A 26,312-nucleotide genomic window follows, 5' to 3' on the forward strand; every position below is an offset into this window, starting at 1 on the left:
ACAATGCGACTGGCATCCTCATTGAGGATGATCACGCTGACGCAAAAGCCGAAGTGCTTGAAATCCTGGCACACACCGAGGAAGTAACTTGCGAGGTCGTTGTCCAGCATAAAGTCATCCACTTGCGCTTGCACTTGTGCGGTGGCAAGCTCTGTGTCATAGACAAGTCCACTGCCATAGCAGACTTCGGCATTGAACATCTGGCAAGTGCTCATTGTCTCGTCAGACTCGATGAGATCAATGATGTTGTAAGGCATCTGATTGTCACCTCCCCATGGGATGTACCTCATCTTGTCGTTGATGATGATTGGTGCGATGTTGTGCTCCTCCTTGAAGACTTCGGATGTCTTGGAGGTGAAGGCTGCTGCTTTGTTAGTGCCTGGGATTGGAGCAACGGATGTAGGTGGAATAAATGAAAAATCGCTCATATCTTGGTTTTTTAGGGCAAAGATATGAGCGAATGGGAGGTGGGGAAAAGACAATGTTAATTCTTAATTCCTTAGGAATTATATGCTTTTATATTAAAAGGCTAATCTTTAATGCGTGAAAATCAATCGTGGTTTATACGAAAAGTTCTAAAATAACGTTATTCCATTAAACCATCTGGGTTTAATATATGATTAACTAATAATTTTAGACAAAATGAAAAAGATAATATCACCTATTCTCTCAATCGCTCTTTTTACAACCCTCATTCTTCTATTTCTGATACACTTTCAGAGAGTAGACGCACAATCTATTTATAAATGCGATAATGAGAAACACATCTGTTACAAAAACTCTGATGGGAAAACAATAGTGAAGAGCAAGAAATACACAATAGCGTTTACAGACACTATAACGTCCATCGGTTTTGTAGGTAATAGAAAAGGTAAAATCATCGGTATAGACAACCATGGAAAGGAGTTGTTTGAGGTATATAAGATAGACAATGGTCCAGACTGCGTTAGTGATGGCTTGTTTAGAATTATTGGGAAAAATGGCAAAGTGGGGTTTGCCGACACTTGTGGCGTTATCGTAATACCACCTGTTTTTTCTTATGCCACTCCATTCCTTGATGGAGAAGCCAAGGTAACTTTTGAGGGCGAAGAACAAAAACAAGGAGAGTATCAATATTGGGAAAGCAATCAATGGTTTTTGATAACGAGTCCGAACTTGTTAGATCATAGTATGAATGAGATGGCTACATCTACTAAATTTGACACGCCAACATTGACAACGGAGGAAAAGCACAAAGTCAAGGAACTGGCTGCACAAGCCCCTGATAGCATAAAAACATGTTTCTCCTTTTTGCTTTACAAATGGAATTACGCAATAACCCATAATCGTGAAATGCTCTTGAGCTCAAATACATATTCGTATTCAAAGTTACCCGAGTTCCACTATTTGAAATCCATGGGGAAACAGATAATACCACTTATCATGGAACAACTTATTGAGCCATCAAATTTTCATCTGTTGGTTCTTTATGAAGCTGTGCAAGAAGATAGCAGAAAGATTGTGAAAGACCACACCGGAGGCGAACAGAACAGAGCCATAATGAATGTGAAAAGATGGCTTGGCAGTAAGTAGGGATTCGCATTGAAAACTGTAGATATTTGTCTTAATCCAGCAGTTTCATTCGATTTTTATCTTCCAAATGTTTTCAGGTGTCTTCTCTGTTTGCAAAGGGACTTGCTCTATCGAATGTGCCGTTGCTTTCTTTCTCTTTTTGTTTTGTCTTGTTTGTTTTCTGAAACTTTTAAAGAGAAAGTTTCTTCCCATGCCATTGCCAAAAATCACATCCAATGGTTCGCCAGTATCTTTCCATATCCTGACCTTGGCAGCATAGTCAAATGCAAATCTGACAGCCGTGCTGTCATAAGTAAAAACCACTTCATAATACGCTTTTCCAAACTGTTTTCTTATTTTGCGATGATTGTCACCATAGTCGTCCTTTTGGAAAATCCGCATTTCAGATATTTCAGCACCTTTGAAAAACGGAACGTATGCAGGACCAAAGGTATTGGCGACACTCCTTGCGACAGTTATAAGTGCATCCTCTTGGCAGACATCAGCACAACTGCTTGAAGCCAATGGCTGGGCAGATAATGTCGTAACCATCAGAAAAGCGATTGGTATGAGGAAACGCTTTTTCATAATCACTTATTTGTTATGGCACATTATTCGTACAAACAGCGTTTCATTGTTTCGTAATTGTAAATTTCAATTTCTGGAGTCCTTTTTTGTATACATTGGCCAAGATGAGAAAATACTGCAGTTTCTCGCCTGAGTTCATCTTTTTTGTAATATACTCAAATTCGCTTTCCGGTATTACATTCTTAAACAACGGGCCGCCGTCCTCATTGTACACCAACCTTATATCGTCTGTCAGCGGAGAAATGACGTATGAGCAATACGCCTGATATGGGATGCTATTGAATTTGACCCAGTTGTCATCGCCTTTATCCAGAACATTTTCCAAGTATATCCTGCTATGTTCATAAGAAGGCTTTGGCCCTCCATTGCCTTTATAGATATTTCCTTCGCCATCTACGATATAGTTGTCTTCTGTCTCGTATTTGTTGTACGGGCACAGCTCCTGATACTCAATGTCGCTTTCTGACTTTACACTATTGTCGGTTGGAGTTTCCGTCTCTTTGACGAGTTTGTCTTGAACAATTTTGACGAGCAAATATTTGTGGCTATAGCCGTCAGCGGGCGGATTGGCAAGTGTAGTCATCTTTACCCGCAATTCATACTCATGCCCTTTTACATAAGTGAAACCCTCGATACAATATAGACCAAGATGTTCCCATTCGCCATTTGGATTATCAAACTTTACAAGCATACATTCCTCTGGGGTAGAGTTAAATCCGTAACTTTCACCCGTTTCAGAAGAAACATATATTGTTATCTCCTTGACGGAATCTTTTTTCTCGTCATCATCGCTGCTGCAACTTGAAACAGCAAAAACTCCAAGTAGCAGGAATAAAAGGTTTAAAGTCTTTTTCATTTTACGTTTAATTGTACTACTTAAAACAAACGGTAGATTTTGAATATATTGCATGAATTATTGCATTTTTTCATTTCTTGTCACATTTCAAAACCTGTGGAATCTATCTTCAAGCACTTTCATATTCTCAATGAGTTCAATGAAAGAAGGTTTCTCTCCGAAAATCATGGAAGAGCACATACTTTTATAGTCAGCCTCCCATGCGCTGCATATATCCTCACGAGGAACGAGAACGATGCGACGACGGATGTCTGGGGTGTAGTCCATACCACTAATGCTTGTGAATATCTCGCGATGATGACGAATGGATTCCCACAGTTCATCATCCTTTATGGCAGCCAAAGCAAAGTCTTTGTCCATCATACGAGAGAGGTCATAAAGATGTCTTGACTTGCGGTCGGCAATGACACCACGTCCCTCTACGGAAAACAACTCGTGCAAGAGGAATACCTTTTCAAGGAAAGTCTTGCTTGCAAGAGCCGTTGCCACCTTGCTATCGACAATTGTTGTCTGTATGGTAGGAAACACGCCCTCGACCATACTGTTGATATGTGTTTGCTCGTTTGGCTCCAGCAAAGACCTTGCTCCAATCTCCAACATCACTATTGGCGAAAGGTATTCAGACGGCTCAGCCCAAGCACTCTTATACCTCACGAAAATCTTTCTCGGTTCTGGATATGTGCTATCGCCCTCACCGTCTGGCTCAGACTCGATTTTGCAAAAGTCCTGCAAACCATATTTCTCGACAGCCTCCTGCAATGCCGGGCAAAACGTGTCTTTGACAAATAGCGAAGAAGCCTTGCGCAGTTTCTTTATCTGCTTCTTCGTCAAGTCGCCCTCGAACCCAAACAAAGAGCGGTCGACAGCCAAATCAATGTCTTCAGAGAAACGCTCAATAAGATGCCAGACCTTGCTCAAAGATGTGCCACCTTTGAAGATGAGTTTATCAGCAAAAGGCAAGTCGAAAACGATTTGCAGAATATTAGAAACCCACAAGTCCTTCTCTATAGCCTGTGGAGGCAACCCACATCGTGCAGATGCTTGTTGAAGCACACGTCGTTGGTCGTCAAACGAAAGTTCAAAGAATTTATTCATAAGCGTTTTGTACAATTTTTCTAATCCATACAGGCATCAGTTTCAAGTCGACAAGCACATCTTCTTTCTTCTCCTGTCTCAATAAGTAGTAAATATGATCCGTCTGTTTAGGAGTAACATTGACGTTCTTTATCGACTTTAGAGCAGAATTAACCAACATGGCAAGTCGGTTCGTAAAAGCCAAGTTGCGTGGAGCCGTATTCTTAAATGTGATAGATCTATTCCCTGACACTGATATTCTGCGCGACTTTCCATTTGTGAGGAAAACACTATTCAACGGAACCTGTGTAGAAAGTCCAAGAACATTCAGCGCATAGTCGCCAGTGGGGACAATTTTGGAATGAGAGCGTTCAGCCAAGGCTTCAGCAATTTGGATGTCAGTAGGATAAATCACCCCCAATCCCAAAGTTTCGTCAATTTCGGGATAACAGTAAATGCCCTGTGCCACACGAATAATTACCCCGCTTTTTGTAAGCCTAAGCAAAGTCTGTCGGATAGCATCAGAAGAGCCCAAATCAAGGAAGTCATCGGCAAAGAAAATCTTTCCCCTACCAAATCCCTTTATCCTGTTTTCAATTTTATGAGCTATACTTTCCATGTCTAACCTTAATTTTGTCACAAAATTAGTAACTTTTTGTGACAAAACAAAGAAAAGGCTTAGAAAAGTAGCAATGTTTAACTAAAAAATGCCCGATACATATTCTATAAAACCACAAATATACAATATCAGCCATGCAAACACAAATGTTGATTTTGTCACAAAAAATAGCAACTTTTTGTGACACACTACATATACACCTCAATCCCATTCACCTCAAATATGCACACATCTCGAAGCTGCCGGATTTCGTTAGAGTCCAGCAGCTTCATTCGTCTTGTGCCTTTGTAGAAGTCATATTTGAGGGAAATGCAGCGGTGCCAGGACTGGATTTCACCGCTGCGAGTCCATAGCCGGATGTCGATGGGTTCGGGACTGGAGAGTATTTTGCGGAGGGTGGTGATGTGGATGGATTGCATAGCGATGTGGATTAATCGAAGGTGCGGTAGAAAGGATCATCGAAGATGTTGTTGCCGTAGTCGATGGTGATTGGGAAATGATGACTACTGTACTTGTACTTGAACTTGATGCTGTTCGTGGCGTTGTCGGCATCGGAGATTTCACTGTTTATGTCAGTGACGGTGATGGGTGCCAGGGCACCACCTATCTCAACGATGTTGACATAGCGAGAAAGGAGGAGCTGAGAGAAGTGCTTGGCTTCCTCGAAGGTAAGCATCGAGGATTCCACGTCATACTCGTAGGCTGACTTGTCATCATAGAAGGTGGTGATACCGAGCGAGGTGGCAGTGGAACGGTCGAGATTGAGCTTGCTCTTGGTGACGCAAGTGAGGTGTATGTATTCATCGCAGTTGAACTCATTGCGCACGAGCAGCGTGAGGTTCGGCGTGCGGTCAGTGACATAGAACGTCTTGGCAAGAAAGCCACGATGAACGGTGAACTGAAGCAGTCGGCACTTGCTGCCGATGCGGGTTTCTATAGCAATAGGACTTATAATGTCACGTATCAAGGTGGTGTTCTTGGTGTCCACTTTAGCATCCTCGATGCGTACCATGCGAGGTGTAGACTCGCCATCGAAGAGAGCCAGGCACTCGGTGTAGCCCTGCAGCGTGACATCAGGCAAGTAAAACGCCGAAAGAGTCTGAAATGAATTGCGTGGAATGGTGAACATTGAGCGTGTGGTGAGGAAGAACAGCTGTACGAAACCCATGGCATTTGTGGCGAGGCTCAGACGAGAGTAAATGAAATGGCGCTCCGGTGTGGTCGTCTCTTCAGTCTTTGTGTCCGCCGTGATGACAAAGTTGGCGAAGACACGTTGCTTATCCAACATGTGCCCCTCGATGATGGAGCGAGCATCATAGAGCATGGCGATGTTGTTGTAAGGGTAAAGCGTCGTTTCAAAGATAGTGTCAGGACCACATGCGATAGTGACATATACCGAAGCAGCATCAGTAGATATTTCAATCTCCGATGGGATGTTGCAAGTGAAGACGTAGAGAGAAGGATTATAATTGATTTTCAGCATGACCTTTTTGTTTTCAAAGATAACAGGCTTTGCCTGTATAAGAAAAGACCTAACCGCAGCGTTGCTCTGCACGGCTCGAAGGACAAAGGGCTTTAGTATGGAGTGTAGGCAAGTGCGGACTTGTTACGATCTTGCAGCAGCGACAGAAGAAAGCCCGACTCCTTCGAGCCGGGCGGAAGTGGAAGACTGCCTAAGCAGCCTTTTCAGCCTTTGGCTTGCGCCCTCTTTTCTTCTTTGGCTTTTCCTCTACTGGAGCTGGCTCCGGCTTCTGCACCTCCTGCGCCATGGGAGCTGTGGCTCCCTTGGCTTTTGCAATCTCTTGCGAGAGGCGTGCGAGGCAATTATCAGAGATGTTCAATCCCAACCTCTTTTTGAGGAGGAAGGCGAGGCGCATAGCCTTGTATGCACTTGTGCAATACATCTTATCTGAGCTGTTATCGCTTGTGTAAACGACCCATACATTGTTTGTGGACTTGCCGGAATTGGCTTTAGCTGCTAAAATGACATTTGAAGTATTCATAACTTTCTTATTTTAAGAGTGAAACAATCTGATTAGTGAATGAGATAGACTTCGATATAGCTGATGTCTACAAAGCTGTCTGCAGCGAGTGCTTCCGCCTTGGCGCTTGCCTCAGAATGGCTGTCAGCCTCGATTTCATATTCGATATACTCGCCATCCTCTCCATTGATGACAACCTGATAGAGATTGCTTGACAATTCAACCTGTCTTGAACTTCTTTTACCGAAGTGATATTCTGAATTAAAAGTGGTGTGTACCATAATCTTTAAATTTTATTTGTTCGACTTAAAAGTGAAGCACCGAAGTGCTTTTGTAATTTTTACGTGCATACAAGTAGCAGCAAGGAGAAGGCCTGTAAATGCAAGGGATAGCCAAGATTATTTCATCCTTCGGGCTTGAAAGATTTTGGAATGAGGCAAACCTGCCCCAAAAACTTTTGAAAAAATCTTAGGCTAAGCGTGGAGCGCGACCCTTTCAGAATGCCGCTTGCGCTAACTTTGCAAAGGAAAAATCATAAGCATTACATTTGGTAAGTGCTTCACGTCGAACAAATAAAATGATTTGGTACGAAAGAACACCACTTCAGAATATTACTCCGGAATAATAAAAGAAGAAGACTGGTGATATGAATTGCGCAATCTCTGTTGTCATCATAGGATGGGATGGCTACTTCTTTCATGATGAAATCGTGGCAGACAGATACCTATCTTTTAGACAAGCAGAAAGGCGGATATGCTTGTGGCTACAAAAATGAACATCAGCAGTATCGGAGTTCATTCACTAATGAGAGTGTGGAACGGATGAGAAAAGGCAAATATGAATACTTGTCATTTTGGTGGCGAAATAAAAGCCAATTCGTCCACAGACATTGCATGGGACGGTGGAACAAGCTACCAAGATAACAGCATAGGAAAGATGCACAAAGTGCAGGAAAGGCGGTGCGCCACGCCTTACTCCTTTGAAAATCGGGATTGGCTACCTTTCGTTATTGACTCTCACGCCTGAGAGATTGCAAAAGCCAAAGGTGCGGAGAGCGAAGCGAAGGAGGTGCTGAAGGCGGAGCATACCGCTGAAAAAAAAGAAAAGCCTTCATCCTGCGTTGGGCGCAAGACAAAGGCGTATAGGAAAGGGTGATTAGGCAGTGTTCCGCTTCAATAAATCAATCCCACCAGAAATACCATATTGTGGATTTTTTAAGTTGAGAAGAAAGGGATGCAAGATTGTTTCCTTGTAAAATATCCGCACTATATCCCAAATGTTCCTCTGCAATAGGCATTGTATCACCCATCACTGAACTGGGCAGATAATACTCAACAACATCATTTGAAATATATGCTGCACACGCACCATGTTTCTCATACCAATATTTGGCTATTGCCATGTGTTCTTCAGCTTTCGGACATTCATTCCAGTCACCAAACGGAACATACGCAAATACTTTCCATGGTTCTTTCACGGGAACTTCAACAAGATAGAGATCCGTGCCTTCTTCAATTTCAAAATCATTGATAGGCTCAATATCCTCATCTGTACCAACAACATCATTCTTCCATTCTGCATCGCTGTATTCTTCCTTTACCTGTTCCATTCTTTCATGCAGGATAGAAGCTCCATCGTTTAAGTTTGATGCCAACATTTTAGATTGCCACTCCTGACGCTTGGTTTCATCATACCATTCAGAACTGTCATCAAGTGAGTCGAAAAAACAACTGTCTACAGCCAACAGAACCGGGCTAAAGCCTTCTTGCTTGCCTCTCTCGTAAGCATCAAGCCACAACTGCTTAATCTCTGGCGAAGGTACATCTACATGGGTAACTTTACAACCTTGAAGAAACCACTCAATGGAAGGCAAAGGCGGTATATTGTCTTCACTCTCTACCTCCACTACTTTCATGTTCTTGTACGAAATCATGTAAAGGTTTACCAACTTGAAGAATCTCCATGCCAAGAAAGCACAAACAATTATAGGTGTATAGAATTGTCCGCCACCCATTATTCGAGCCACCAATAATCCAATACACAACACAAGCACAAGTCCCCAAACAATCAGTTGCTTGCGTAAAATACGACACACTCCCCGCCAGTCATTAGCTTCAATGAGAGCGTTCAAATCGTTGCCCATCTTTTTCTCTGTCCGCTTTTTCCACTTATACAACAAAGCGAAAATGATGACAACTGCCAATACGATGAATAATAGTTGTTCCATAAAGTAGGTTTTGTTGCGACAAAGATACAGAGTTTCTTCTTATTTTCTGCAAAAATGAGCAATTATCTTACTCCACCAATCGCAATTGGATATAAATCGTGCTGTGGAAACTTCTCGCAGCCGATATAGAGTGTTTCGAAGGCATCGGTGCCGTCGGTACGGTGTTCGAGAAGATCTTCCTCTGATTCGTGTTGATTTCACCAAAAAAGGTGCAGATGAAGCGAAGCGTAACAGGAGATGAAGCCGATGGCTGCTGCCCACAAAGGAAAAGCCATTGTCCTACGTTGGTTGGGCGCAAGACAAATGCTTTATCTATTAAGGTGGATTCGGATGGAGTCCACGTTAATATGTTCATTCAGTGAATCATTAGCATGTAATTTACCAAAAGGGTCAGTATAATAATATTTGAAAATTTTTACTCTGGCGCCCATTCCAGTATGTGCTACTATATATTGTGTATTTGGCAATAATTTTATGAATGAAGGGTCGCGATTATATTCTCGTGTGTATGAAGAAGATTCAATTACTTTAAATTTATTTGGAATCTTCCTTTCTAAATAAATGGTGTCAACTTCCTTGCATGGTTTCGGGTTTCGTAGGAAAAAGTCATAAGAATATGCTTTGCTAAGGCTGTCCCATGGCTCAATGGAAAAATGCAGCATTTGGTTGATGTAAAAAACTTGTTCTTTTTCAGATAGTTCAAAATCATGATTGTCACAAGAGCACATCAAGAACAAACACATGGCAAACGTTATGATATACTTCATATTGAAAAATTTAATGCTTTGAATTATTCATCGAGGGTCTAAATATAGATTTTCTCTTTGAACTAAGTTGTTTAATGTTTCATTATCCAATAAGCAAGAAATCTTAAGATAATAGTCATATCCAAATTCAACTTGTAATCTATGCTCTTTATTACATAATTCGACATACAGATATTCTCGTAAAGCCAAGCGCATTATATCAGGAAGTTTGTTAATATGAATTCTGCGTTTTTCGTTTAGCAGAGATATTGAATTTAGTAATGGTGAATCTATATCGTAGAATTTTGAAGATTTAATTCCACTGACAATATCTTCCTTGTCAGCTTCTAAATATTGTATCGTCATGTATTTGCAGTTTGTCGCTTTCATAACAGAAATTACTACCGCAATATAATGTTGCTCTACATTCAAATACTCTTCAAGAGTAAATGATTTTTCATCATAACATTTCCCGACATCACATCTGCTTGTCCATTCGTCTGCTGTATATACACCATCCGAATTATAATTTTGAGGACTATATTTTACAATTTCATGCCAAGCCATACTATATACATTTTAATTACAAAATGACGTTTTTACTATAAAAACGACATTTCCTTAGATTTATTGCATTATCTCACTCCACCCACGCAAATTGGGTACAAATCGTGCTGTGGGAACTTCTCGCAGCCGATGTAGAGGGTGTCGAAGGCATCGGTGCCGTCGGTACGGTGTTCGAGAAGGTCTTCTTCGGACTCCGGCTGCTTCTCCATACTTTTGTTCTTGCGGAAGCCGTTGCGTCCTCGCTCTACTCCTGCGGACTGGATGGCGAGGATAAGGTCATCGTTGTTCTGGCGGTTGAAGTACGGCATCAGGCGTTGCTTCCCGGCAAAACCCTGGTTGATGAGAAGATACTTTTCATCATGTCGCATTGGGTTGCCGAGGTACACGTCAATGACCTGCCATCCGTGGCGCTCGAACTCATGTACTACCACCCAGTGGAAGTCCTGGTCGTTCACGGCATAGTTAGAGCCGAGGGCAGTGGCATCATAGTAGTAGATGACCGTCTTGTTAGGATGTGGAGCGTAGTAGGTGCAGAAGTCGGCAACGAGCGCAGGGATTTTGCGCTCGAATTTGACGTAAAAGGATTTGAGGATGTTCAATCTATTGTTGCGTGGCTGACCGCACACAATCCAGTTGATATTGGCATTGTAGTCCATACCAATACAGAGAGGTTGCATAGGGTCGATGTCCGAGTCCGTGCGACAGTCGAGCGAGCTGTTGAGCGTAGAGAACTGGTTGTTGGCGTGGATAGTGTAAAGATCCTGCTGCGCCTCCTTGATGATGCGGTCGTAGCCGAGCGAGTCGAGGTAGTCGAAATCCGACGCATCATACTTGTGGTACTCCTGCATGGACGAGTAGAAGCCATCGTGCGAGATGCCAATCTTCTGACAGAGGATTGACGTCTGGAAGGTCTTCGGCGTGAGGTCGCGCTTCATCTGCCGGATATACTCTTCACCGAGAAGCTGGAGGTTTTCGAGTGTAGAGTATTCCTTATAGTAGACCGCCACCGAGCGCATCTTGTTAAGCGACTGGTCGAGCCATTTGAGATAATTAGGCAGATAGCTTGGAATGGGCTTGCGCTGCTCTTTCAGCTGTGCAATGCGCTCCTTCGTCTGCCATATCTTGTAGATTGTGCCCTTGATTGTGTCAATCAGTTCCGTGTCCATTTTATCCTCATAGTGCAGGAACCAAGAACCCTTGGTAGTCTGCGGCATATCCGAAAGCACCATCATGCTATGGTTAAAGCTGTGGTGCCCGAAGTACGAGCGTATGCCACCATTGGCAGGCAGAGTCTCGTCCTTCAGTTTGTTGTAATCAATGAACTTCGCCTCGTCAATGAGCAGCCATGAAAGCGTGAGCGAGTTGGAAGAGCCAGGGCGGTCCTGACTGATGATGATAGCCACCGAGCCATTATAGAACGTGATTACATGCTCATAGTCAGCCGGTTCGGTGATAGGCTTAGAAAACGACTTCGGCGGTTTTCTGCCTACCACATAATGCACGCCATTGATATAACCCCAACGCTTCCACGCAGCAAGCAGACCGGGGAGCGTATTGGTCAAGCCATGCTTGAACGTAGGCACAACGATGCCACCCGTGGATCCAGGCATACGCTGCATGTTACGCAGCACGAAAGGCGAGGCGATGGAGTCCGTCTTGCCCGTGCGTCGTCCAGCCACGATGACCGTAGTCTTCGCACCGATGTATTGCGTAAGGAGCTGAGGTTTGTTGAAGTACACACGCTTAGAGTGTTGCTTCGCCTCGATGTCCCATAGAGAAGTATCAACTTTGTTCGTCATTGTCTTCAGGCTTAAAGATGTCATCAAGTACAAGGTCCGCTTGTTCGTATTCAATGTTTTCTGTGTCCGGATGCGAAGTGGTAAGTTCCTGGGTGAGCTTTCGGATGCGGTCGTCGATGTTCGGGACCGGCGTGATGCCCACAACACGAGGGTCTGTAGTCGGAAAGAACGGTTGGACGACAATCATGTGGTACGGCACAGATTGCTCGTCCTCGATGTCGATGCGGTTGAACTTCGCATAAGAAGTAGCAGCTTTCTCCATCGTCTTCGTGTCCTTACGCTTCTTCGCCATCTGGTACGTCTCCATAATCATCTCGTTATACCGCCAGCGGTGGAAGTCGCGCGTACACTCCGATAGGTTTGGTAGCAGAGCCTTGACGATTTTCAAGTCAGCATACGCCGTGACTTGCGACAGTCCATAGCGACTGCGCAGCTCGTCAACAAACTGACGATCCTTCATGTCAGGGTTGGCGATAGACCATGTGACCATGTCGCGCAACCGCAATAAGTGCTCCACTTGCGGAATGGGGTAACGCACCTCCAACTCTGCCTTTGCGGTGTAGAGGTCTTGCTTTGCTATTTCTATGATGTTTAATTGCGACATGATTGTTGGTGTTATCGTTATGATGGTAAGCCGAACTAAGCCTTTCTAAGCCTGTCTGAGCCGTGGGTGTGATGGCTATTCATCATCCTCCATATCGAGGAGGTTGTTACGGGTGTTTTCAAGAGCGAGTGGAGAGCCGACGTAGGCGAGCTGCATCTCCTGATGCAATAGCTTGACACGTGAAGCAGCCTTGCCACGGTGGTAACGCTGCGAAACGGCTGTTGTGCGGTCAGCAATGTCACGGCGTAAATCTTCTGGTGGAACACCGAGAATTACAGCCATATCGCTGATTTTGAGGTAGATTGAAGCATACTGCTCAATCTGTGTTAAAGTTTCTTCTGAATATACCATATTTTAATTGTTAGCACCGGCAGCGTTGATGCGCTGTTGGAAAAGGTCGGTTAGCGGAACGGAATGGTTCTTTATAAGATCCATGACGGACACATGAAGAGAGTTGAAGATGTCGGGCGAAGTGGAGATGAAGGTGGACTCATGGCGGTTGCCTCGTGTGAGATTCTGCGAGGTGACGACACTAATCAGTTCACCAGACTCCGCTTGCACGAGAAGGATTTTGGAATGGTTGTCGGCAAGATATGTGCGCTTCATCGTCTGGGTGATGAATGCCCAAAGTTTTAGCGTTTTGTTCGTAGCCTTATGGTCGAGAACAAGATTAAAGGCAGAAATGTTGCCGGACTTCTCGATAAAGAAGAGCCTACGCAGGAACTCCTCGGAGATTGAGAACGAAGTCTGCCAAATCTCCGCTTTGCCGACTTGTCCCAAAATCCACTCTAAGACGTCCGCCACCTGAAGAGCATTGGAGAGATACGCCTGGTGTGGACATTCCGAGAGTGGTTTTAGGATGTCATCTATGTTGATGTTGCGCTTCACTACTTCTTGGATTTAGACTTGGACTTCGGCTTGGAAGGAGTGGCATCTTCAGGCTGCTCCTCTTCGCTTTCGTTAGTTTCGGTATTTGCTGCACTTTCTGCCTTTGTCACATAATGGTCATAAGTGTCCCAATTTGCGTGCAACTTTTTATCGAGATTTATAAACTCGTCGAGTAAGGGCTTGCGTTCTGCAGCCGGCACCTGCTTAGTAGAGTCCGACAACAAGCGTAGGCGCAAATGGAGTTCTCGCATACGGTGAGTGATATCAAGGTTCTCGACATAGAGAGCCTGAATATCCTCAGGCAGCGAGTCGTGATCCGCACGCTTGCCAGCCTTGAAGTCCGTAGCAGGGTTCGTGTCTTTGTTGGAAAACTCTGTTCGACTTGCCACGATAGCATCCACTTGCTCCTGCATGATGTTCACCTCGTCGTGGGCTTCGACCTCACGGTGAGCTTTGAGGAAGGCACGGAGCTTGCCTTCGATGAACTCAGCCTTGCCTTTGGGATTGATGCTGAGATTACGATACATTATGGTGTTATTGGTGAGTTGGAGAAGGAGGATAGCACCCTCGTTCCAGTCACGCTCAGCAGATGGCGTGTCGAGCCATTGCTGGAGTTTGTCAGTCAGATTGTTCATATTTTATAGTTTAACTTCGTTGAATTGTGGCTGTACTCGGCATAGTTCAAGCAAGCTTGACTCTGCTCTCGTTTGCTCACAATTTGTTGTTTATTCCAGTAAATAACACACAATTCTTGTGATGTTCTGTAAGCACATTGCGCATAGCCTTCAGCGTAGAGCCAGTAGTAACGAAGTCGTCGAAGACGATGCAGTTAGGCTCTTTGGGGAGATTGTTCATAGTGAACACCGCCCCGATACGCTGCTTGGAATGGCAGAAAGCAACATCCTCGTAGAACGGGATGTTCAGTTGGGAAGCAATCATTTCGCAGATGCGAGTGGCGAAGTTCTTGACGAGATGGCGACGTTTGGGCGTGGTGACGATACACCACGCCCCCGTGTTCAGCTCCTCACCGAGGATGTCACGTATAAGTGGCGAGATGCTATCAGCGAAGAACGCCACCATACTGTCGTCGCCCTTGATATCCGTCAGCGTTCTGCCATACAGCGACTTCTGCCATAGAGAGATGAAGAACGTGTCCGCCCGTCGAGTAAGCCGGACGCGTCGGGTGAAGTCGCATCGCGCTTCGACCGACTTATCCCACGCCTTGCGTTTCTCTATGGCGAAGATATCCTTCTGTTCATGCGAAGTCTCCTTTGAAGACAGCTCAAGCGGACCCGATAAGTCCGGCACGGAAATGTCATTCAAGAATTCCTGCATGTCTATCGGAGTCCGCTTGTCCATGGTCAACTATGATTATAACTTTACTCGCCGTTACACTGCGCAATCAATGTCGCCGTCCTCAGTGGTGATGGTGCCAGTATAGAACGGAGCCGGACACTCGTCCGATGCCTCCACGTTGATAGTGGTGCCGGTGGTGCCAGTGGCACCCTGACCGAGATCCTGCGTGACTGTGGTCTTGGTAGTCCACTTGTCACAACCCACGACACGGTGCTTGCCCTTCATGTCCTCGACGATGAAGACGTTGTCGTTGTTATTGAGGTAAGCAGCTGCAGCCGATGCCGCCTCGCTTACCGATGGATGCACCGCCACGAGTTTGTTGAGTTGCGTCTGTGACGGCAGTTCACCCTGTGCCTCACTTGTGAGCTGCGACTTCTCAGGAAGGATGTCGATGTATTTCCATACAGCGTTTTCCTTCAACGTGAAGGAGCCGTCATAGACAGAAGAAGTGACACGTCCGACCTCGTTATGAGGAAGTTTAGGCCAAACAAGAATATCATTCTTGGATGTATAATACACACGGCGACGCACACCAGGAAGTTCCGGTGTGCCCATCGCCCATGCAAGAGATTTTTGTACGTCTGTATTAGATGCTGCCATAATTACTATTGTTAAGAGTTAGACTATAAGCCAGCCAGTTCAACGACCTTCAGGCGTCGCTTGTCGATAGACTCGAACTGTACACCGAAGAACATGGTGGCGATGTACGAGAGCAGGAACGCATCGAAACGTTCAACGTCAACAGATTCCACGTCGCCCATTTGGTCATATCCATAAAGCATATTTATCTTTGGTGAGATGTGGATATACTTCGAGTCCGTCTTGTTAGCAAGCGGACAGAAGATGAGTTTGCCGTTAGAACCCTCGACAGTAGGCTGATTGTACTGCGTGTTATACGGAATACCGCTGTGTGTGAGCAGATAACCCTCGTTATACTTATCCACGAAGTCCTGCGAGCAGTACATGAAGAGAGTCTGCGAGCGAAGACGAGGGTCGAGCGAGAAGAGGATTTCCTTAGCCACATCAACGGCGTTGGCAGAGGTGATGGCATCCGTCAGTTTGAGGTAATTGCCGTTCTCCTTAGCGAGAGCCCCGGAAGTAACCTCCTTCTTTGTGATGGTGTCGAAGCCATCGAAAAGATCCTGGGTGGTAGTACCGCTTGCGTTGCGCACACCGCTCCAGATAGCATCATTGAGCTTTTCGGAGAGCGACTTGGCGATAAGTCCAAGCACCTCGCGAGCCGTAGGCACAGACTTCTGTCCGTCGCCCTTAGTGGCACCAGTGCCGAGGAGCGTAGAGATAGCCGAGTTAGGCTCGAACTTCGCGACCACCGAACCGAAGAACGTTTCAAGCGTTCGGAAGTCCAGCTGCAAGTTCACGTCCTCCGAGCGAGTTGGCGAGTAAGGAGCGAACTGTGCCGAAGCGTTGAGCGTGCCCACACTCTCCTTGTAGCGGATGCCAGGGCGACCGGTCATAAACTTAAGAGTCTCGTCGCAGCCGATAATCGGCAGACGAAGGAAGTCAGAACGCCACTTTCGAGCAGCATCCTTGTATTCTTGTAGGGTAAATTGTAGTTTTCCTGCCATAATTTGAGTTTTGAATTATGATTTTTGAGTTGTTATGGTAATGAGTCAAAGAGTGCCTGGGCGGAGTTGGTGGTGTCGTAGAACTTCTCGATGTCAGACTTTTCGGTGTTGGTGCCACCGTCCTTCTTGTCATCAACAACCGTGTTAGTGGTGTCAGCAGGGAGCTTTTTCAGTTTCTCCTCCAAATCGCTGTTAGCCTTAGTCAGACGGTCAACGTCAGCCGAGAGATTGGTGATTTCCTTGTACTTCGCTGTGATGTCCGCCTCAATAGAGTCGAGCTGTGCCGTGGTAAGCGTAACCTTGTCGTCGTTAGCTTCCAGCGAGTCGCAAGCGAGAGTCTTGCAAATGTTAGAATAGGTCTTTTTCATTTTTTCTTCAGAAGATATGGTTGGAACAATTTTATTTGGTTTCTCTTGCGAGTGGAAAACAGAGGCACAAGCCTGCAGGAATCGTCTGAACGCCGTGACGTCTTCCGACTTCGTGTCGGTCAGCATCTTAGGAAGCGGTATGCCGTGAGCTGTAAAGTCCGCAGCAATAGCCTCCGTAAGAACTGGAGCCGACTCATCATCAAACTCCGTGAGTTCATCAACGAATCCCCAAGCCAGTGCCTCCTGTGCCGTCAGCCATCCACCCATTTTCATGAGTTCAAGCAAGTCGGCAGATTTCTTCTTGCATCGTCCGGCATACATCTCTGCGACGTTGGCATCCAGCTTGTTAAGGTCAGACTTCTGCTTTTCCAGATTGTCGATGAGATTCTGCATATCCGTAGCGTTCAAGCTGCCCCACTCGAAGAACGACTGTGAGCACTGATGCACGAGATACATAGCCGAGTGATCCATGGTGATACGCTTTGCACCCATTGAGGCGATGGTGGCGGCACTGGCGTTCATGCCCACAAAGTGGACGTGAACATTGCCGTGTCGCCTGAATGCAGATGATATAGAGAGAGCGGTGTTGAGCTGTCCGCCGAGAGAGTCGATGAGAACAGCAACCTCCTTGTCGGTGTTCTTGTTAAGGACGAAATCGACGTAGTCAGAATCGAAGTCCCAACCACCGACGTAGCCTTTAAGATGGAGATTGTATTTTGTCTTTGCCATGATTGTTAAAAATTGTTTGAGGGCAAAGATATATTATATAATAATGTTGGAGAAAGACAAAAAAATTGTATTTTTGCGATGTAAAACGATAAACTTATGGTGAGAGACATTGTAATCATATTGATAATTCTGATAGGCGGATATTTTTGTATTCGCAGGTTTTATCGTTTTGCATTAGTTGCAATAGTATTTTTATTTGCACTATTTGGGCAATCACGCAGAAGTTATCGCAAACTGCGAATTATCTATTGGAAGAAGGTGGGGCGCAAAAACAGAACGAAGAAAAAATAGCCTTTTCAAAAACCCAACCGATTTTGGCTGTATCTTTTGTAACATTGTAAACAAGAAACGAAAATGCTTATTATCAACATTTTAAGTTTTGGCGCAATGTTTCAACTGCATACAAAATGTTACAAAAAGGCATGAAAAAAGGCGCTCATTACGCCGTGCATGGCACAAGTGCCACTTTATTTGTATATGATATGGTGTATTTCGTAGCAGCCGAATCACCATCCACCTTGCCTGTGGAGTCCGCCACCTTGATGACAGGATAAGGTTTGTCAGCCGTGCCGATGAGATACTGCTTTCCAACCACCGTCTGGATGACGAAAGCAAGATGCTCATGAGCTGGCAGCTGCGAAGTAGTAGAGAAAGAGAGTTTCACCTTTTCCAAAGTATCGTTATTGTCAAACTGCGTCTCCATTTCACAAATTGCGTCCCCGATATGCGGAATGAGGAAAGTGTCAGCGAACACTCCGACAGGAGCATCCGCCAACGCTTTCTGTGTGATGCTTGCCATGAGCGACGAGGCAAGCACATAATATATATTGATGATTCCGGGAAGACGTTGCATATTATTCTACTATTTCTTCAGTTTCAACCTTGTTATTGCTACCGTTTTTTATCGTGCTGTTTTTTCGCTTGCATTGGTTAGTAAGATAATTCTTCCGCAAGCGTTGGTATATTTTCGCGATGGAGTCCCAGCAAGTACCGTCCTCCTTTATGCCCCGTTGCTCCATGTAGAGATAAATGAGGTCTTTCTGCTGTTTGCCGATCCTGCCGAAGTCATGCAGGAACGTCCAGCAGTCGACATCAAACGAGTTCTTCACGTTCTCCAGCAGCGCACGTTTACCAGTGTCCGTGATATGATTGTAAATACGAGGGTCGCGAGTTTTGGAATATGGAATACAAATGGCGACTTCATCCTCACGTTGCCTTGTAGGAACTGCAGAAACAGGCGGTTTGACAACAGCGAGCTTTATAAGTTTTGACTCGATGCTGCCGTTTCTTAGACGCACTGGTTCCGTGCCACTGTGCCGATGTACGAACCACTGACGCAGATAGGAAGGCATTTTGATATAGATGTGATAGTCGCTCATAATACTTGTAAATTGATTACGAGCACAAAGATACTATAGTTTTGTGTAGGCTGTATGGAATGATGGAAACGTTTAAGGTTTGTTATTTGGTAGGTATGTAGATAAAAAAGTTGATTTTAGCTTGGGGGGGTAGATGTATATTTGCAAAATAAAGTTGAACTTAAAAATGTACGAGTATGAAAAAATGGATTTTGATGTTACTTGCCCTTGTATTGTGTGGAGTGACGCAAGCTCAGAATGCAGAAGTAACCTTGAACAACGGCACCTTTGTGAAAGGTGACATTAAGAAGTTTTCCTTTAATGTAGACAATTACCATGAGTTCAGAATCAAAAAAACTGATGGTGAGAAGGCAGACTTCGCATCTACTGATGTAAAAGAGATAAAATACTATAACAAGAAGGCTGGAGAATGGGAAAACTGGATTCCGATGGTTGCCCAAATGGGAATGAGCATGTCTTATAAAGAGAATCCGAAACTCTACAAAAATCCGGTATTCCTTCAGCCAGTTTATGAGGGGAAAAACATTTCTGCCTATATTCACTATATAAACACAGCTACCCATGTGAAATCGGGAAGTATTTACAGATTGGCTATCATGTTTTATTACAAAGCCAAGAATGAGGACTTTGCAAGAACCTATTATTTGAAGGATAATAGCATTGGAGGAATTGGTCAGAAGACCATGCTGAAAAGATATTTCAAGAACTTCCCACAAATAAAGGAAGTGCTCAAAGATCTCAGCATGAAAGAGATTCGCAAAGACCCTGCGATATTAGTCAAGAAACTTGATGAAGCATTGAAATAAAACACTCCTTACTTCGAATAAATTTCGGTTACGCTATAAAAAGGTGGGCAGCCAGAGCGAGGCGATTGCCTCGTCCGGCTTCCACCTTTATCTGCGGAAGACGTAGCCATCCTCGAAGATGTAGTCCGAGATGAACAAATCCCTTGCAAACGCCTTGTAATCGAAGTAATATGAAAGATTGCCCATCATGCGCTCCAAATCATAGCACTCATTGACGATGTGTGTGGCGAAATCCTCTTCCGAATCATATTCGCCCTCATAACTATCTTCAAAATCCGAAATGCTGTCATCGCCAGTGGCGGAAACATAAGCCTTAAACGCTTTCTGTTTGTCATCATCCATTTGGATGAAAGCTATTATCTTGTCGAAAACTTCTTCATCCATACAGCTTTCTGAATACCACTCAGCAGGGAAGCACTGATAATCCTGAAACATAAGCTCCGGATCCTCTTCGTCAGCGTGAAGCTGCTTGCATACATCGATGAACTCCTCGTAAGAGTCAAACGTGCGGAGATCGAGCCAGGCACCGAAGAGTGAGCCTTCATTGTACTTCTTGTATGTGCCACAGTAGATGGCAGGCTGATCCCAGAGATAATCAACGATATAGCTGCTGACACTCTCAAACTGCTCCTTCATGCTCTTGTGAGCCGACTTAGGTGATGTTAAAACCATTTCTTGCATAACTTAGAAATTTAAATTGTTAGACTTTTAGATGCAGCCCTCGATATGAGGACTTTTTACGCTGCCTTACCCAGCGCAAGAAGAAGACATTTAAGGCAAGAGACAGCCGAATATTTTTTCACCTTTGGCGGAACGAGAATTTGGACCAGGAGCCACCGTACCCCAAAATCTTGAAAAAATATTCGAGCTAAGGCAGCGCCGTGCCCTTGCAGAATGTCGCTTGCGCTAACTTTGCACGCGGAAAAATCCCATGAACGAAACCAGGGCTGCATGTCTGACAATTTGAATGTTATGCAGTAGAAATCCATCACCTATGTCCACAAGAGCGGAGCAATAAAAAAGAGTCAGCAATACCTCTTTCATTTGATTATCGTAGGGCAAAGCCTACCATGTGACACATACATCAAAAAAGAACAATGCCGAAAGACTCACGAGTGCCAGACACGTTCTCTTGAAGCACGGTGACACTTACGATACCGCATGGAAAAAGCAAGCAGTAGCAGATGAGGAGAAGCCGGACTACAACTAAAAATAAGGATGTTCTGTACCTATTTCCCTCTTGGTATTTAGAAAGCATAATGAAATGTTACAAGAAGTTATAAGAAATTACAAGATAATAGCCTGCCTAAATAAATGACATACAGAAAGTTACATTAAGTTACAACAATTACAGCATTTCTCTTCTGAAAAATGAATGAGGGCAAAAAAATGAGGATTTCACCATATATATAGTCAATGACTACCACTTTATGCTTTTTGAAGCGTATGATAGACTACCAATATGTATGTAGGTAGATTACAAATCGTGTGCAAAACCTCTGAAAAAAACGGAGTACATTGCAGAGGATGGTCATGTCTTCCGCAAAATAAAAACCGCCGAGACGATGCAATCGCCCCGGCAGTCCACCTGATTATGATACCTATTGAAAAGAAATATATTCGTAGTAAGCTACCGCTTATAAGAGTAAAAAGGTAAAAAAGTAAAAAGCCCTTAAAATGGCTCGTCGCTGTCGGATTGGTCAGGCGTAGTCCACAGGCTGATACCAAACGTCTCGCAAAGCAAGTCATAGTCAAAGCAGTAGGTACGTTGTGTCATAGTAAGTTTAGGAGGCGTGCTACCCATAGCAGCCCTGGTATGGTCGTACTGGATGATGCCCTTCTTATACACATCAAATCGCGCCACCTTTTCGCCCAGGTAGGCACGGCTGTTCTGAAGATAGTATTTCAACGCATCCGTAGGCAGCACCTTCTCGTTAGCCTGTCGTCCCTCCTTGCGGTAGAGGTTGAAGATACGAGTCTTCTGAAGGAAGAGCACCGGTCGTTCAGTCTGCCAAGTGGCATTGATGATGTCCGTCTTGAATTTGCTGCAATAGCGGATAAAGAAGTCGCCACCCTCAATCAGTTCGCCGTCGCTTGCAAGATACTGAACCACGTTCCAGAAGTTGCCCAGCTCACCGTTAGTCTTGCACTCACCATTCTGCTTCTTTATCCCCTCGATGGTGACTTGCAGCATCTCGTCGAAAGTCAGCGTAGGGATGATCTTTTGGAGCACCCGAAGCGCAGCCAACGGCACACACCAGTTGTTCATGATACGGTCCTCACCTTTCTCGCCACCGAGAGCGTTGCCGACGATATTCTGCGTATCATGGAACGCCGTAGACCACGCCTGTTCAAAGTGTTTGCGCTGTTTGAGAATTTCGAGCGTCAGGTGCGTCAGTCCCAGCGAGCGCATTTCAAGCAGCACCTTATAATTCTGCTTCTCCTTGTCCGAGAACTCACTTCGAGGGAACTGCAGGAAGACGAGTCGGGTAAAGAGAGCGATATCCGATGTCGGCATCTCCTGACCAGAGAGGATGATGCCGGAATCAACGGCAGTCGTCTCCTTCTTCTTGTCAAGATCCATATTCATGCGAGTGCGACCGGTGCCGTCCCACAGACCCTTCAGGAACTCAATCATCTTCGGGTCGATATCGTTCTTGTACTCGTCAATATGCGCCAAGGCATTAGCCGACTGCGCCACCGTGTCGTTCAGAGCCGATGGTGTAGAGTTTTGGATATTCGGTGCCGTGTAGCTGATAGTGAACAGCGAAAGCAGCGTGTGGCCAAGCTCCGACTTGCCACTACCTTTCGGACCGAACAGATTGAGGATAGGGAACCAGTGGTTGGCAGAAGTAGAAGTCACCACGTCGCGGAAGAGCGTGGCGAGATAGAAACAGAAGCCCACACGTCCGTTGTCCCCATACACCTTAAACAGCTGCTCTGTAAACTCCTTCAGCGTGACCGAAGAAAGATTGAGATGCACAAACTGCTTCTCAAAAGTAAACAGCTTCGGGTCGTTCTTGTATATGGACGAACTGGATGGCAGATAGAAGTTGCCCTTATCCTTCAGCCTTACTATGCCAAATTCATCAGCCGGGATGAAATGGCAGTCGTGGAAAACACCGTTGCCAAAAGCGTAGAATCCGGCACGTTGCCATCCCATTTGAGTAATTTCCGTTGCCGTCTCCGTCTTCTCGTATAGATATGATTTGAGCTTCGTCAGTTCCTTCTCAGTACCCTTCCAAATGAAGTTGCCCAAGCCCTCGATTTTCTGCTTAAACTTAGCGAGAGCGATAAGATCCTCCTGCTTCAGTTCCAAAATTTCCTCATGTTTCATCGCATTCTTTATTTTATATAGACGTTTCGGATTTGTTGTATCTTTTATGTGGAACAGCGGAACCATCGTGAAGTTCGACCACTCGTAGACACTGCCTTTCTCCGTTATGGACATATAGCAGCCGTGATCGATATAAAAGCCGTATTTGTGGTTTAGGTCGTCCTCATCCTGCTCCTTATGTTTCTTGTCCTGCTCCTCACGCAGCTTTCGCTCCTTATCCACCGCCTGGAGCCACAACCGTCTGCCCTGGTAATATTTCGTGAGCTTGCCGATATACATAGACACGCCCGTCTCATCGTCAATCAGCGACAGTAGATAAGCAATATTCTTGATGGTCAGGCGCTGCTCCTCCGTGGTGTTCGTCTGCGGAAACAGTTTGTCAGCCATCCAAAGAATGAAGTCCGTCTCCTCCGTGGCGTTGAAGATATTGGTGTTTTTGAAGAACGTGTCCGGATCCTGCTTCTTGTTGTCGTCCGTATCCGGGATTTCCTTGATGCTGACAGATAGACCATTTTCCATAGCCAGTGTTCCTGCCTCCATGACGACTTGTATGCCATGGCCATAGGGTTCTCCGTTCTTGGGTGGGTCAGCATCCGGAAGGAAACACACCTTGCTTGCTATGCGCTTGATGGTAGAGAAATGCGTTTCGTTCCACGCCGATCCGAGCGCAGCCACCGTGTTGTATATGCCGATAGACTGAAGACGCATACAATCCGGTGCCCCCTCGACGAGAAACATCTTATCCTGCTTCGCTGCCGTCTTCCAAGCATCCTCGATGCCGAAGAGTACCGTAGATTTGTGGAAGATGAGCGAGTCCGAGCTGTTCAGGTATTTGGGCTGCTGCTCATCCATGCAGCGAGCGGTGAAGCCAATTACATGCCCGAAACGGTCATGTATCTGTATGACGATACGATTCTGGTAGAAGTCATAGCCACCACGATTGAGAAGTCCCAACTCCTTCAGAAAGTCCGCCTTTACTGGAAGCTGCTGCAGGGCGTGCCCATCAGCTGGTGCATATCCAATCTCTTTGAGAGTGCAGTAGTCCTTTCCCCAACGTCTGTAGGCATACGCCTGTGCCTCCTTCGACTGAAGGAACTGCTTGCGGTAAAAGTCGGCGACCTGCTTGTTGGCAATCCACAACGCTTCCTTATGCAGTCGCTTCTGCTTTGCCTCCGCTGATTCCTGCTCCTGCTCAATCTCCACGTTAGCCCTTTGTGCCAACGTCTTGACGGCTTCAATGAACGTCTTGTTCTCCACCTTTTCTATAAAATGGATGGCATCGCCACCTTCGCCACAGCCGAAGCACTTGAATCTGCCGGTCTGTGGAGAAACATAGAAAGAAGGCGTCTTCTCGTTGTGGAACGGACAGCAGCCGACATAGCGCGAGCCACACTTCCGTAGGTGGACGTGTTCGCCGATGAGCGCCACGATGTCTGTGCGCTCTAAGATGGTGTCGATGGTTTCTTGTCGTATCATAATGTGGTGTTGAGTGGAAAATGCCCTATATCCACTATCTCCCGACATTGGATATAGGGACTTAACAGTTATATTGAGGATGATTCTACAATGCTCTTATAGCGTTTATGTATTCGCTTTTTAGAATATACCATAAACGTCCCTTTTTATGAGCAGGGATTAGTTTGCGCTCAATCCGTTTTCTTACTGCTTGTGTCGATATGCCGAGCTCTTTAGCCAGTGCAGCGACACTCATGACCGTCTCTTCCTGGTCAATGACAATCTTCTTCAGGTCATCATCTGAAATCCTTGGGGATTTGGGTCTTCCAACTGTTCTCTTCTCCATTTTCTTTATTTGTTAGATAATCTTCTCTTGTTTCACAAATTATTGTCGCAACCTCTAAGTCGGAACAATAATGATAGTGTACGAACTTGCCTCTCTGCTTGCCTCTGCCTTGATTGTGACGTGAAGCAAGGCAGTTCAACGACTGCACCTTGTCGCAAGGGAGGTAGGCAGACTTCACCTCTCCGGGGTTGATGGCATTTATCCATTCAGTGATATTTGTTACTCTTTCAATTTTCATAGATAACTTATTTGTTGTTTTACAATAAGTCCTTCTGTAGTGTATTCCATGTCGGGTTAGACCTATATCAAAGTAAAGGTTAAAAGCGTGAAAAACATTGGTAATATCGCACTTTTTTCGTATCTTTGCATTGTTATATAGAGGATATTCTACGAATAGAACACCACCCGAATTTTGCAGTCTGCCTTAACACTTGTCGAACTTTCTTCGGCAAAATTATAAGGAAAAAGAAAGATTGATTTGCAAAATGTAATTTATTTGTACCTACATACCTACTATTTAACACTTTCTATGCGACATAATGATACTTGTCGATAGTAAAGCAATAAAAAGAGTTCTTTAAAATAATAGTTCAAAATCTAAACGTCTGTCTGCTTTCAGTATGTATGTAGGCACGTATGTAAGTAAAATGTGTGACACTTGTGTGACACTTTGAAAAAAACTACTTTGACGTTTGTTTTGTAGAAGATAAAAATTTCCTTCTAAAGCCCTGTAATGATGTGACTTACATGGGATTACAACGGCGTTAGAATTTGAATTCCAAGCGGATCACTTGGATTCCAACGGAATCACTTTGTGACCCCATGCGGATCACCAAGGAACGAAAATTCAAATTGAAAGAAAGAGGACTTTTACATAACGTAAAGTCCTCTTTTCGTGTATAATAGGCTGATTTTCAGTAGAAAATCTATTTTCTATATTAGGTTATTTAGAGGTTAACATTATTGTCTAACATCACGGTGGAATTCCGCTAAGAGTACAGAAGAGGACATAATGTGACACGATGAGCCAAAATGCGTTACACATTGCGTTACACGTTACGCAAAATGTGCGTTACACATTTTGAGAGCTTGCGGTACAAGAAGCATTGGCTGCATCAGAAGAGGTGACGCAGCTGCTCCGCAAGTGTAAGAAGATTGTAACGGCTATGGATGTCCTTGACGAGGAAATGACCATGGACAATTTCAATCTTCACTTCTATGGCGAGGAGGTCATGCAGAAGAAGGAAGAGGAGTTGCGGGTCGGACAAGTCCGCCCACGAGTTGGGTAGGGATAAATTGAAAAATGCTTCCATACTGCGAAAGTACGGAAGCATTTGTATGGTGAGAAAAGACAAGTTGTTTATTCTGGTTTCTGCACAAATATGATTTTATCAAAAATATCACCTGCAGAAACTTCTACACGAACATAACGTCCATCCTGTGTTTCGT

27 protein-coding genes and 1 pseudogene are annotated in these 26,312 nt (G+C 44.9%); 3 read left to right on the plus strand and 25 right to left on the minus strand.

Annotated features, from left to right (window positions below; translation table 11 throughout):
• A pseudogene (locus HMPREF0673_RS14780) lies at positions 1-428 on the minus strand (hypothetical protein); the annotation flags it as partial.
• 370 nt (positions 429-798) lie between these two features.
• Between HMPREF0673_RS14780 and HMPREF0673_RS13465 the strand changes: the two are divergent.
• Positions 799-1,572 carry a hypothetical protein gene (locus HMPREF0673_RS13465; protein WP_157591687.1) on the plus strand — a complete coding sequence of 258 codons (774 nt, stop codon included), beginning with the start codon at positions 799-801 and terminating at the stop codon, positions 1,570-1,572.
• 45 nt (positions 1,573-1,617) lie between these two features.
• Here the strand turns inward: HMPREF0673_RS13465 and HMPREF0673_RS09535 are convergent, their stop codons facing one another.
• The 21 genes from HMPREF0673_RS09535 to HMPREF0673_RS09635 all read right to left on the minus strand — a co-directional run bounded on the left by HMPREF0673_RS09535 (position 1,618) and on the right by HMPREF0673_RS09635 (position 18,919).
• Positions 1,618-2,139 (minus strand): hypothetical protein, encoded by a 522-nt coding sequence (locus tag HMPREF0673_RS09535; RefSeq protein WP_007901478.1) that lies wholly within the window; start codon positions 2,137-2,139, stop codon positions 1,618-1,620.
• Positions 2,140-2,182: 43 nt separating this feature from the next.
• A complete protein-coding gene (locus HMPREF0673_RS09540; protein ID WP_040596770.1) occupies positions 2,183-2,995 on the minus strand; it encodes a DUF4377 domain-containing protein in 813 nt (270 codons plus the stop codon).
• An 87-nt stretch (positions 2,996-3,082) separates the two neighbouring features.
• Positions 3,083-4,090 (minus strand): nucleotidyl transferase AbiEii/AbiGii toxin family protein, encoded by a 1,008-nt coding sequence (locus HMPREF0673_RS09545; RefSeq protein ID WP_007901482.1) that lies wholly within the window; start codon positions 4,088-4,090, stop codon positions 3,083-3,085.
• Positions 4,083-4,688, minus strand: a complete 606-nt coding sequence (locus HMPREF0673_RS09550; protein ID WP_007901483.1) for a DUF6088 family protein — start codon at positions 4,686-4,688, stop codon at positions 4,083-4,085. Before HMPREF0673_RS09550 ends, HMPREF0673_RS09545 begins: the two co-directional genes overlap by 8 nt.
• A gap of 430 nt (positions 4,689-5,118) precedes the next feature.
• The gene (locus HMPREF0673_RS09555) at positions 5,119-6,171 is read right to left on the minus strand and encodes a hypothetical protein (RefSeq protein WP_040596758.1); all 1,053 of its coding nucleotides are present in this window, start codon (positions 6,169-6,171) and stop codon (positions 5,119-5,121) included.
• A gap of 190 nt (positions 6,172-6,361) precedes the next feature.
• Entirely contained in the window at positions 6,362-6,691 is a 330-nt protein-coding gene (locus tag HMPREF0673_RS09560; RefSeq protein WP_007901487.1) for a hypothetical protein, read from the minus strand.
• 32 nt (positions 6,692-6,723) lie between these two features.
• Positions 6,724-6,888 carry a hypothetical protein gene (locus tag HMPREF0673_RS14325; RefSeq protein ID WP_157591688.1) on the minus strand — a complete coding sequence of 55 codons (165 nt, stop codon included), beginning with the start codon at positions 6,886-6,888 and terminating at the stop codon, positions 6,724-6,726.
• Between the two features lie 962 nt (positions 6,889-7,850).
• On the minus strand, positions 7,851-8,897 hold the full coding sequence (locus HMPREF0673_RS09565) for a DUF4253 domain-containing protein (RefSeq protein WP_007901502.1): 1,047 nt from the start codon (positions 8,895-8,897) through the stop codon (positions 7,851-7,853).
• A gap of 308 nt (positions 8,898-9,205) precedes the next feature.
• Positions 9,206-9,664 (minus strand): hypothetical protein, encoded by a 459-nt coding sequence (locus tag HMPREF0673_RS09570; protein WP_007901503.1) that lies wholly within the window; start codon positions 9,662-9,664, stop codon positions 9,206-9,208.
• Between the two features lie 27 nt (positions 9,665-9,691).
• Positions 9,692-10,210 (minus strand): hypothetical protein, encoded by a 519-nt coding sequence (locus tag HMPREF0673_RS09575; RefSeq protein ID WP_007901510.1) that lies wholly within the window; start codon positions 10,208-10,210, stop codon positions 9,692-9,694.
• 68 nt (positions 10,211-10,278) lie between these two features.
• Entirely contained in the window at positions 10,279-12,009 is a 1,731-nt protein-coding gene (locus tag HMPREF0673_RS09580) for a hypothetical protein (RefSeq protein ID WP_007901512.1), read from the minus strand.
• Complete coding sequence (locus HMPREF0673_RS09585) at positions 11,993-12,613, minus strand: hypothetical protein (protein ID WP_007901513.1); 621 nt, start codon at positions 12,611-12,613, stop codon at positions 11,993-11,995. The genes HMPREF0673_RS09580 and HMPREF0673_RS09585 overlap by 17 nt, the downstream gene beginning before the upstream one ends.
• 75 nt (positions 12,614-12,688) lie before the next feature.
• Complete coding sequence (locus tag HMPREF0673_RS09590; protein ID WP_007901515.1) at positions 12,689-12,964, minus strand: hypothetical protein; 276 nt, start codon at positions 12,962-12,964, stop codon at positions 12,689-12,691.
• A gap of 3 nt (positions 12,965-12,967) precedes the next feature.
• Positions 12,968-13,501: a hypothetical protein gene (locus tag HMPREF0673_RS09595; protein ID WP_007901517.1), complete on the minus strand. Its 534-nt coding sequence runs from the start codon at positions 13,499-13,501 to the stop codon at positions 12,968-12,970.
• Positions 13,501-14,136: a hypothetical protein gene (locus HMPREF0673_RS09600; RefSeq protein WP_007901519.1), complete on the minus strand. Its 636-nt coding sequence runs from the start codon at positions 14,134-14,136 to the stop codon at positions 13,501-13,503. Before HMPREF0673_RS09600 ends, HMPREF0673_RS09595 begins: the two co-directional genes overlap by 1 nt.
• Before the next feature lie 76 nt (positions 14,137-14,212).
• On the minus strand, positions 14,213-14,860 hold the full coding sequence (locus tag HMPREF0673_RS09605) for a phosphoribosyltransferase (protein WP_007901522.1): 648 nt from the start codon (positions 14,858-14,860) through the stop codon (positions 14,213-14,215).
• A gap of 30 nt (positions 14,861-14,890) precedes the next feature.
• A complete protein-coding gene (locus tag HMPREF0673_RS09610; protein WP_007901524.1) occupies positions 14,891-15,457 on the minus strand; it encodes a hypothetical protein in 567 nt (188 codons plus the stop codon).
• A 23-nt stretch (positions 15,458-15,480) separates the two neighbouring features.
• Complete coding sequence (locus tag HMPREF0673_RS09615) at positions 15,481-16,443, minus strand: hypothetical protein (RefSeq protein WP_007901532.1); 963 nt, start codon at positions 16,441-16,443, stop codon at positions 15,481-15,483.
• Positions 16,444-16,475: 32 nt separating this feature from the next.
• Positions 16,476-17,540, minus strand: a complete 1,065-nt coding sequence (locus HMPREF0673_RS09620; protein ID WP_007901533.1) for a Clp protease ClpP — start codon at positions 17,538-17,540, stop codon at positions 16,476-16,478.
• Positions 17,541-17,979: 439 nt separating this feature from the next.
• On the minus strand, positions 17,980-18,393 hold the full coding sequence (locus HMPREF0673_RS09630; RefSeq protein ID WP_007901539.1) for a hypothetical protein: 414 nt from the start codon (positions 18,391-18,393) through the stop codon (positions 17,980-17,982).
• A 1-nt stretch (position 18,394) separates the two neighbouring features.
• On the minus strand, positions 18,395-18,919 hold the full coding sequence (locus tag HMPREF0673_RS09635; RefSeq protein ID WP_007901542.1) for a hypothetical protein: 525 nt from the start codon (positions 18,917-18,919) through the stop codon (positions 18,395-18,397).
• 176 nt (positions 18,920-19,095) lie between these two features.
• On the opposite strand from HMPREF0673_RS09635, the gene HMPREF0673_RS09640 reads away from it, so the two are divergent.
• On the plus strand, positions 19,096-19,725 hold the full coding sequence (locus HMPREF0673_RS09640) for a hypothetical protein (RefSeq protein WP_007901546.1): 630 nt from the start codon (positions 19,096-19,098) through the stop codon (positions 19,723-19,725).
• A gap of 87 nt (positions 19,726-19,812) precedes the next feature.
• On the opposite strand, the gene HMPREF0673_RS09645 is transcribed toward HMPREF0673_RS09640, so the two are convergent.
• From HMPREF0673_RS09645 to HMPREF0673_RS09660, 3 genes are all read right to left on the minus strand, one after another.
• The gene (locus HMPREF0673_RS09645) at positions 19,813-20,406 is read right to left on the minus strand and encodes an antirestriction protein ArdA (RefSeq protein WP_007901550.1); all 594 of its coding nucleotides are present in this window, start codon (positions 20,404-20,406) and stop codon (positions 19,813-19,815) included.
• Between the two features lie 991 nt (positions 20,407-21,397).
• Positions 21,398-24,538, minus strand: a complete 3,141-nt coding sequence (dnaG, locus tag HMPREF0673_RS09655; protein WP_007901568.1) for a DNA primase — start codon at positions 24,536-24,538, stop codon at positions 21,398-21,400.
• 85 nt (positions 24,539-24,623) lie between these two features.
• Positions 24,624-24,863, minus strand: a complete 240-nt coding sequence (locus HMPREF0673_RS09660) for a helix-turn-helix domain-containing protein (protein ID WP_007901578.1) — start codon at positions 24,861-24,863, stop codon at positions 24,624-24,626.
• A 1,106-nt stretch (positions 24,864-25,969) separates the two neighbouring features.
• Here HMPREF0673_RS09660 and HMPREF0673_RS09665 point away from each other — a divergent pair.
• On the plus strand, positions 25,970-26,152 hold the full coding sequence (locus HMPREF0673_RS09665) for a hypothetical protein (protein WP_007901580.1): 183 nt from the start codon (positions 25,970-25,972) through the stop codon (positions 26,150-26,152).
• Positions 26,153-26,312 lie beyond the last annotated feature (160 nt).

Origin of the sequence: Leyella stercorea DSM 18206 (assembly GCF_000235885.1) — a bacterium.
GTDB lineage: Bacteria > Bacteroidota > Bacteroidia > Bacteroidales > Bacteroidaceae > Prevotella > Prevotella stercorea.

Bases quoted from the DNA above. Each gene is read 5' to 3' on its own strand.
- HMPREF0673_RS09560 (WP_007901487.1), bottom strand. From the start codon at position 6,691: ATGAATACTTCAAATGTCATTTTAGCAGCTAAAGCCAATTCCGGCAAG.
- HMPREF0673_RS09565 (WP_007901502.1), bottom strand. From the start codon at position 8,897: ATGGAACAACTATTATTCATCGTATTGGCAGTTGTCATCATTTTCGCT.
- HMPREF0673_RS09610 (WP_007901524.1), bottom strand. From the start codon at position 15,457: ATGGCAGCATCTAATACAGACGTACAAAAATCTCTTGCATGGGCGATG.
- HMPREF0673_RS09570 (WP_007901503.1), bottom strand. From the start codon at position 9,664: ATGAAGTATATCATAACGTTTGCCATGTGTTTGTTCTTGATGTGCTCT.
- HMPREF0673_RS09590 (WP_007901515.1), bottom strand. From the start codon at position 12,964: ATGGTATATTCAGAAGAAACTTTAACACAGATTGAGCAGTATGCTTCA.
- dnaG (WP_007901568.1), bottom strand. From the start codon at position 24,538: ATGATACGACAAGAAACCATCGACACCATCTTAGAGCGCACAGACATC.
- HMPREF0673_RS09545 (WP_007901482.1), bottom strand. From the start codon at position 4,090: ATGAATAAATTCTTTGAACTTTCGTTTGACGACCAACGACGTGTGCTT.
- HMPREF0673_RS09535 (WP_007901478.1), bottom strand. From the start codon at position 2,139: ATGAAAAAGCGTTTCCTCATACCAATCGCTTTTCTGATGGTTACGACA.
- HMPREF0673_RS09660 (WP_007901578.1), bottom strand. From the start codon at position 24,863: ATGGAGAAGAGAACAGTTGGAAGACCCAAATCCCCAAGGATTTCAGAT.
- HMPREF0673_RS09630 (WP_007901539.1), bottom strand. From the start codon at position 18,393: ATGCAACGTCTTCCCGGAATCATCAATATATATTATGTGCTTGCCTCG.
- HMPREF0673_RS09605 (WP_007901522.1), bottom strand. From the start codon at position 14,860: ATGGACAAGCGGACTCCGATAGACATGCAGGAATTCTTGAATGACATT.
- HMPREF0673_RS09640 (WP_007901546.1), top strand. From the start codon at position 19,096: ATGAAAAAATGGATTTTGATGTTACTTGCCCTTGTATTGTGTGGAGTG.
- HMPREF0673_RS09615 (WP_007901532.1), bottom strand. From the start codon at position 16,443: ATGGCAGGAAAACTACAATTTACCCTACAAGAATACAAGGATGCTGCT.
- HMPREF0673_RS09575 (WP_007901510.1), bottom strand. From the start codon at position 10,210: ATGGCTTGGCATGAAATTGTAAAATATAGTCCTCAAAATTATAATTCG.
- HMPREF0673_RS09645 (WP_007901550.1), bottom strand. From the start codon at position 20,406: ATGCAAGAAATGGTTTTAACATCACCTAAGTCGGCTCACAAGAGCATG.
- HMPREF0673_RS09620 (WP_007901533.1), bottom strand. From the start codon at position 17,540: ATGGCAAAGACAAAATACAATCTCCATCTTAAAGGCTACGTCGGTGGT.
- HMPREF0673_RS09635 (WP_007901542.1), bottom strand. From the start codon at position 18,919: ATGAGCGACTATCACATCTATATCAAAATGCCTTCCTATCTGCGTCAG.
- HMPREF0673_RS09550 (WP_007901483.1), bottom strand. From the start codon at position 4,688: ATGGAAAGTATAGCTCATAAAATTGAAAACAGGATAAAGGGATTTGGT.
- HMPREF0673_RS09585 (WP_007901513.1), bottom strand. From the start codon at position 12,613: ATGTCGCAATTAAACATCATAGAAATAGCAAAGCAAGACCTCTACACC.
- HMPREF0673_RS09555 (WP_040596758.1), bottom strand. From the start codon at position 6,171: ATGCTGAAAATCAATTATAATCCTTCTCTCTACGTCTTCACTTGCAAC.
- HMPREF0673_RS09580 (WP_007901512.1), bottom strand. From the start codon at position 12,009: ATGACGAACAAAGTTGATACTTCTCTATGGGACATCGAGGCGAAGCAA.
- HMPREF0673_RS09540 (WP_040596770.1), bottom strand. From the start codon at position 2,995: ATGAAAAAGACTTTAAACCTTTTATTCCTGCTACTTGGAGTTTTTGCT.
- HMPREF0673_RS09600 (WP_007901519.1), bottom strand. From the start codon at position 14,136: ATGAACAATCTGACTGACAAACTCCAGCAATGGCTCGACACGCCATCT.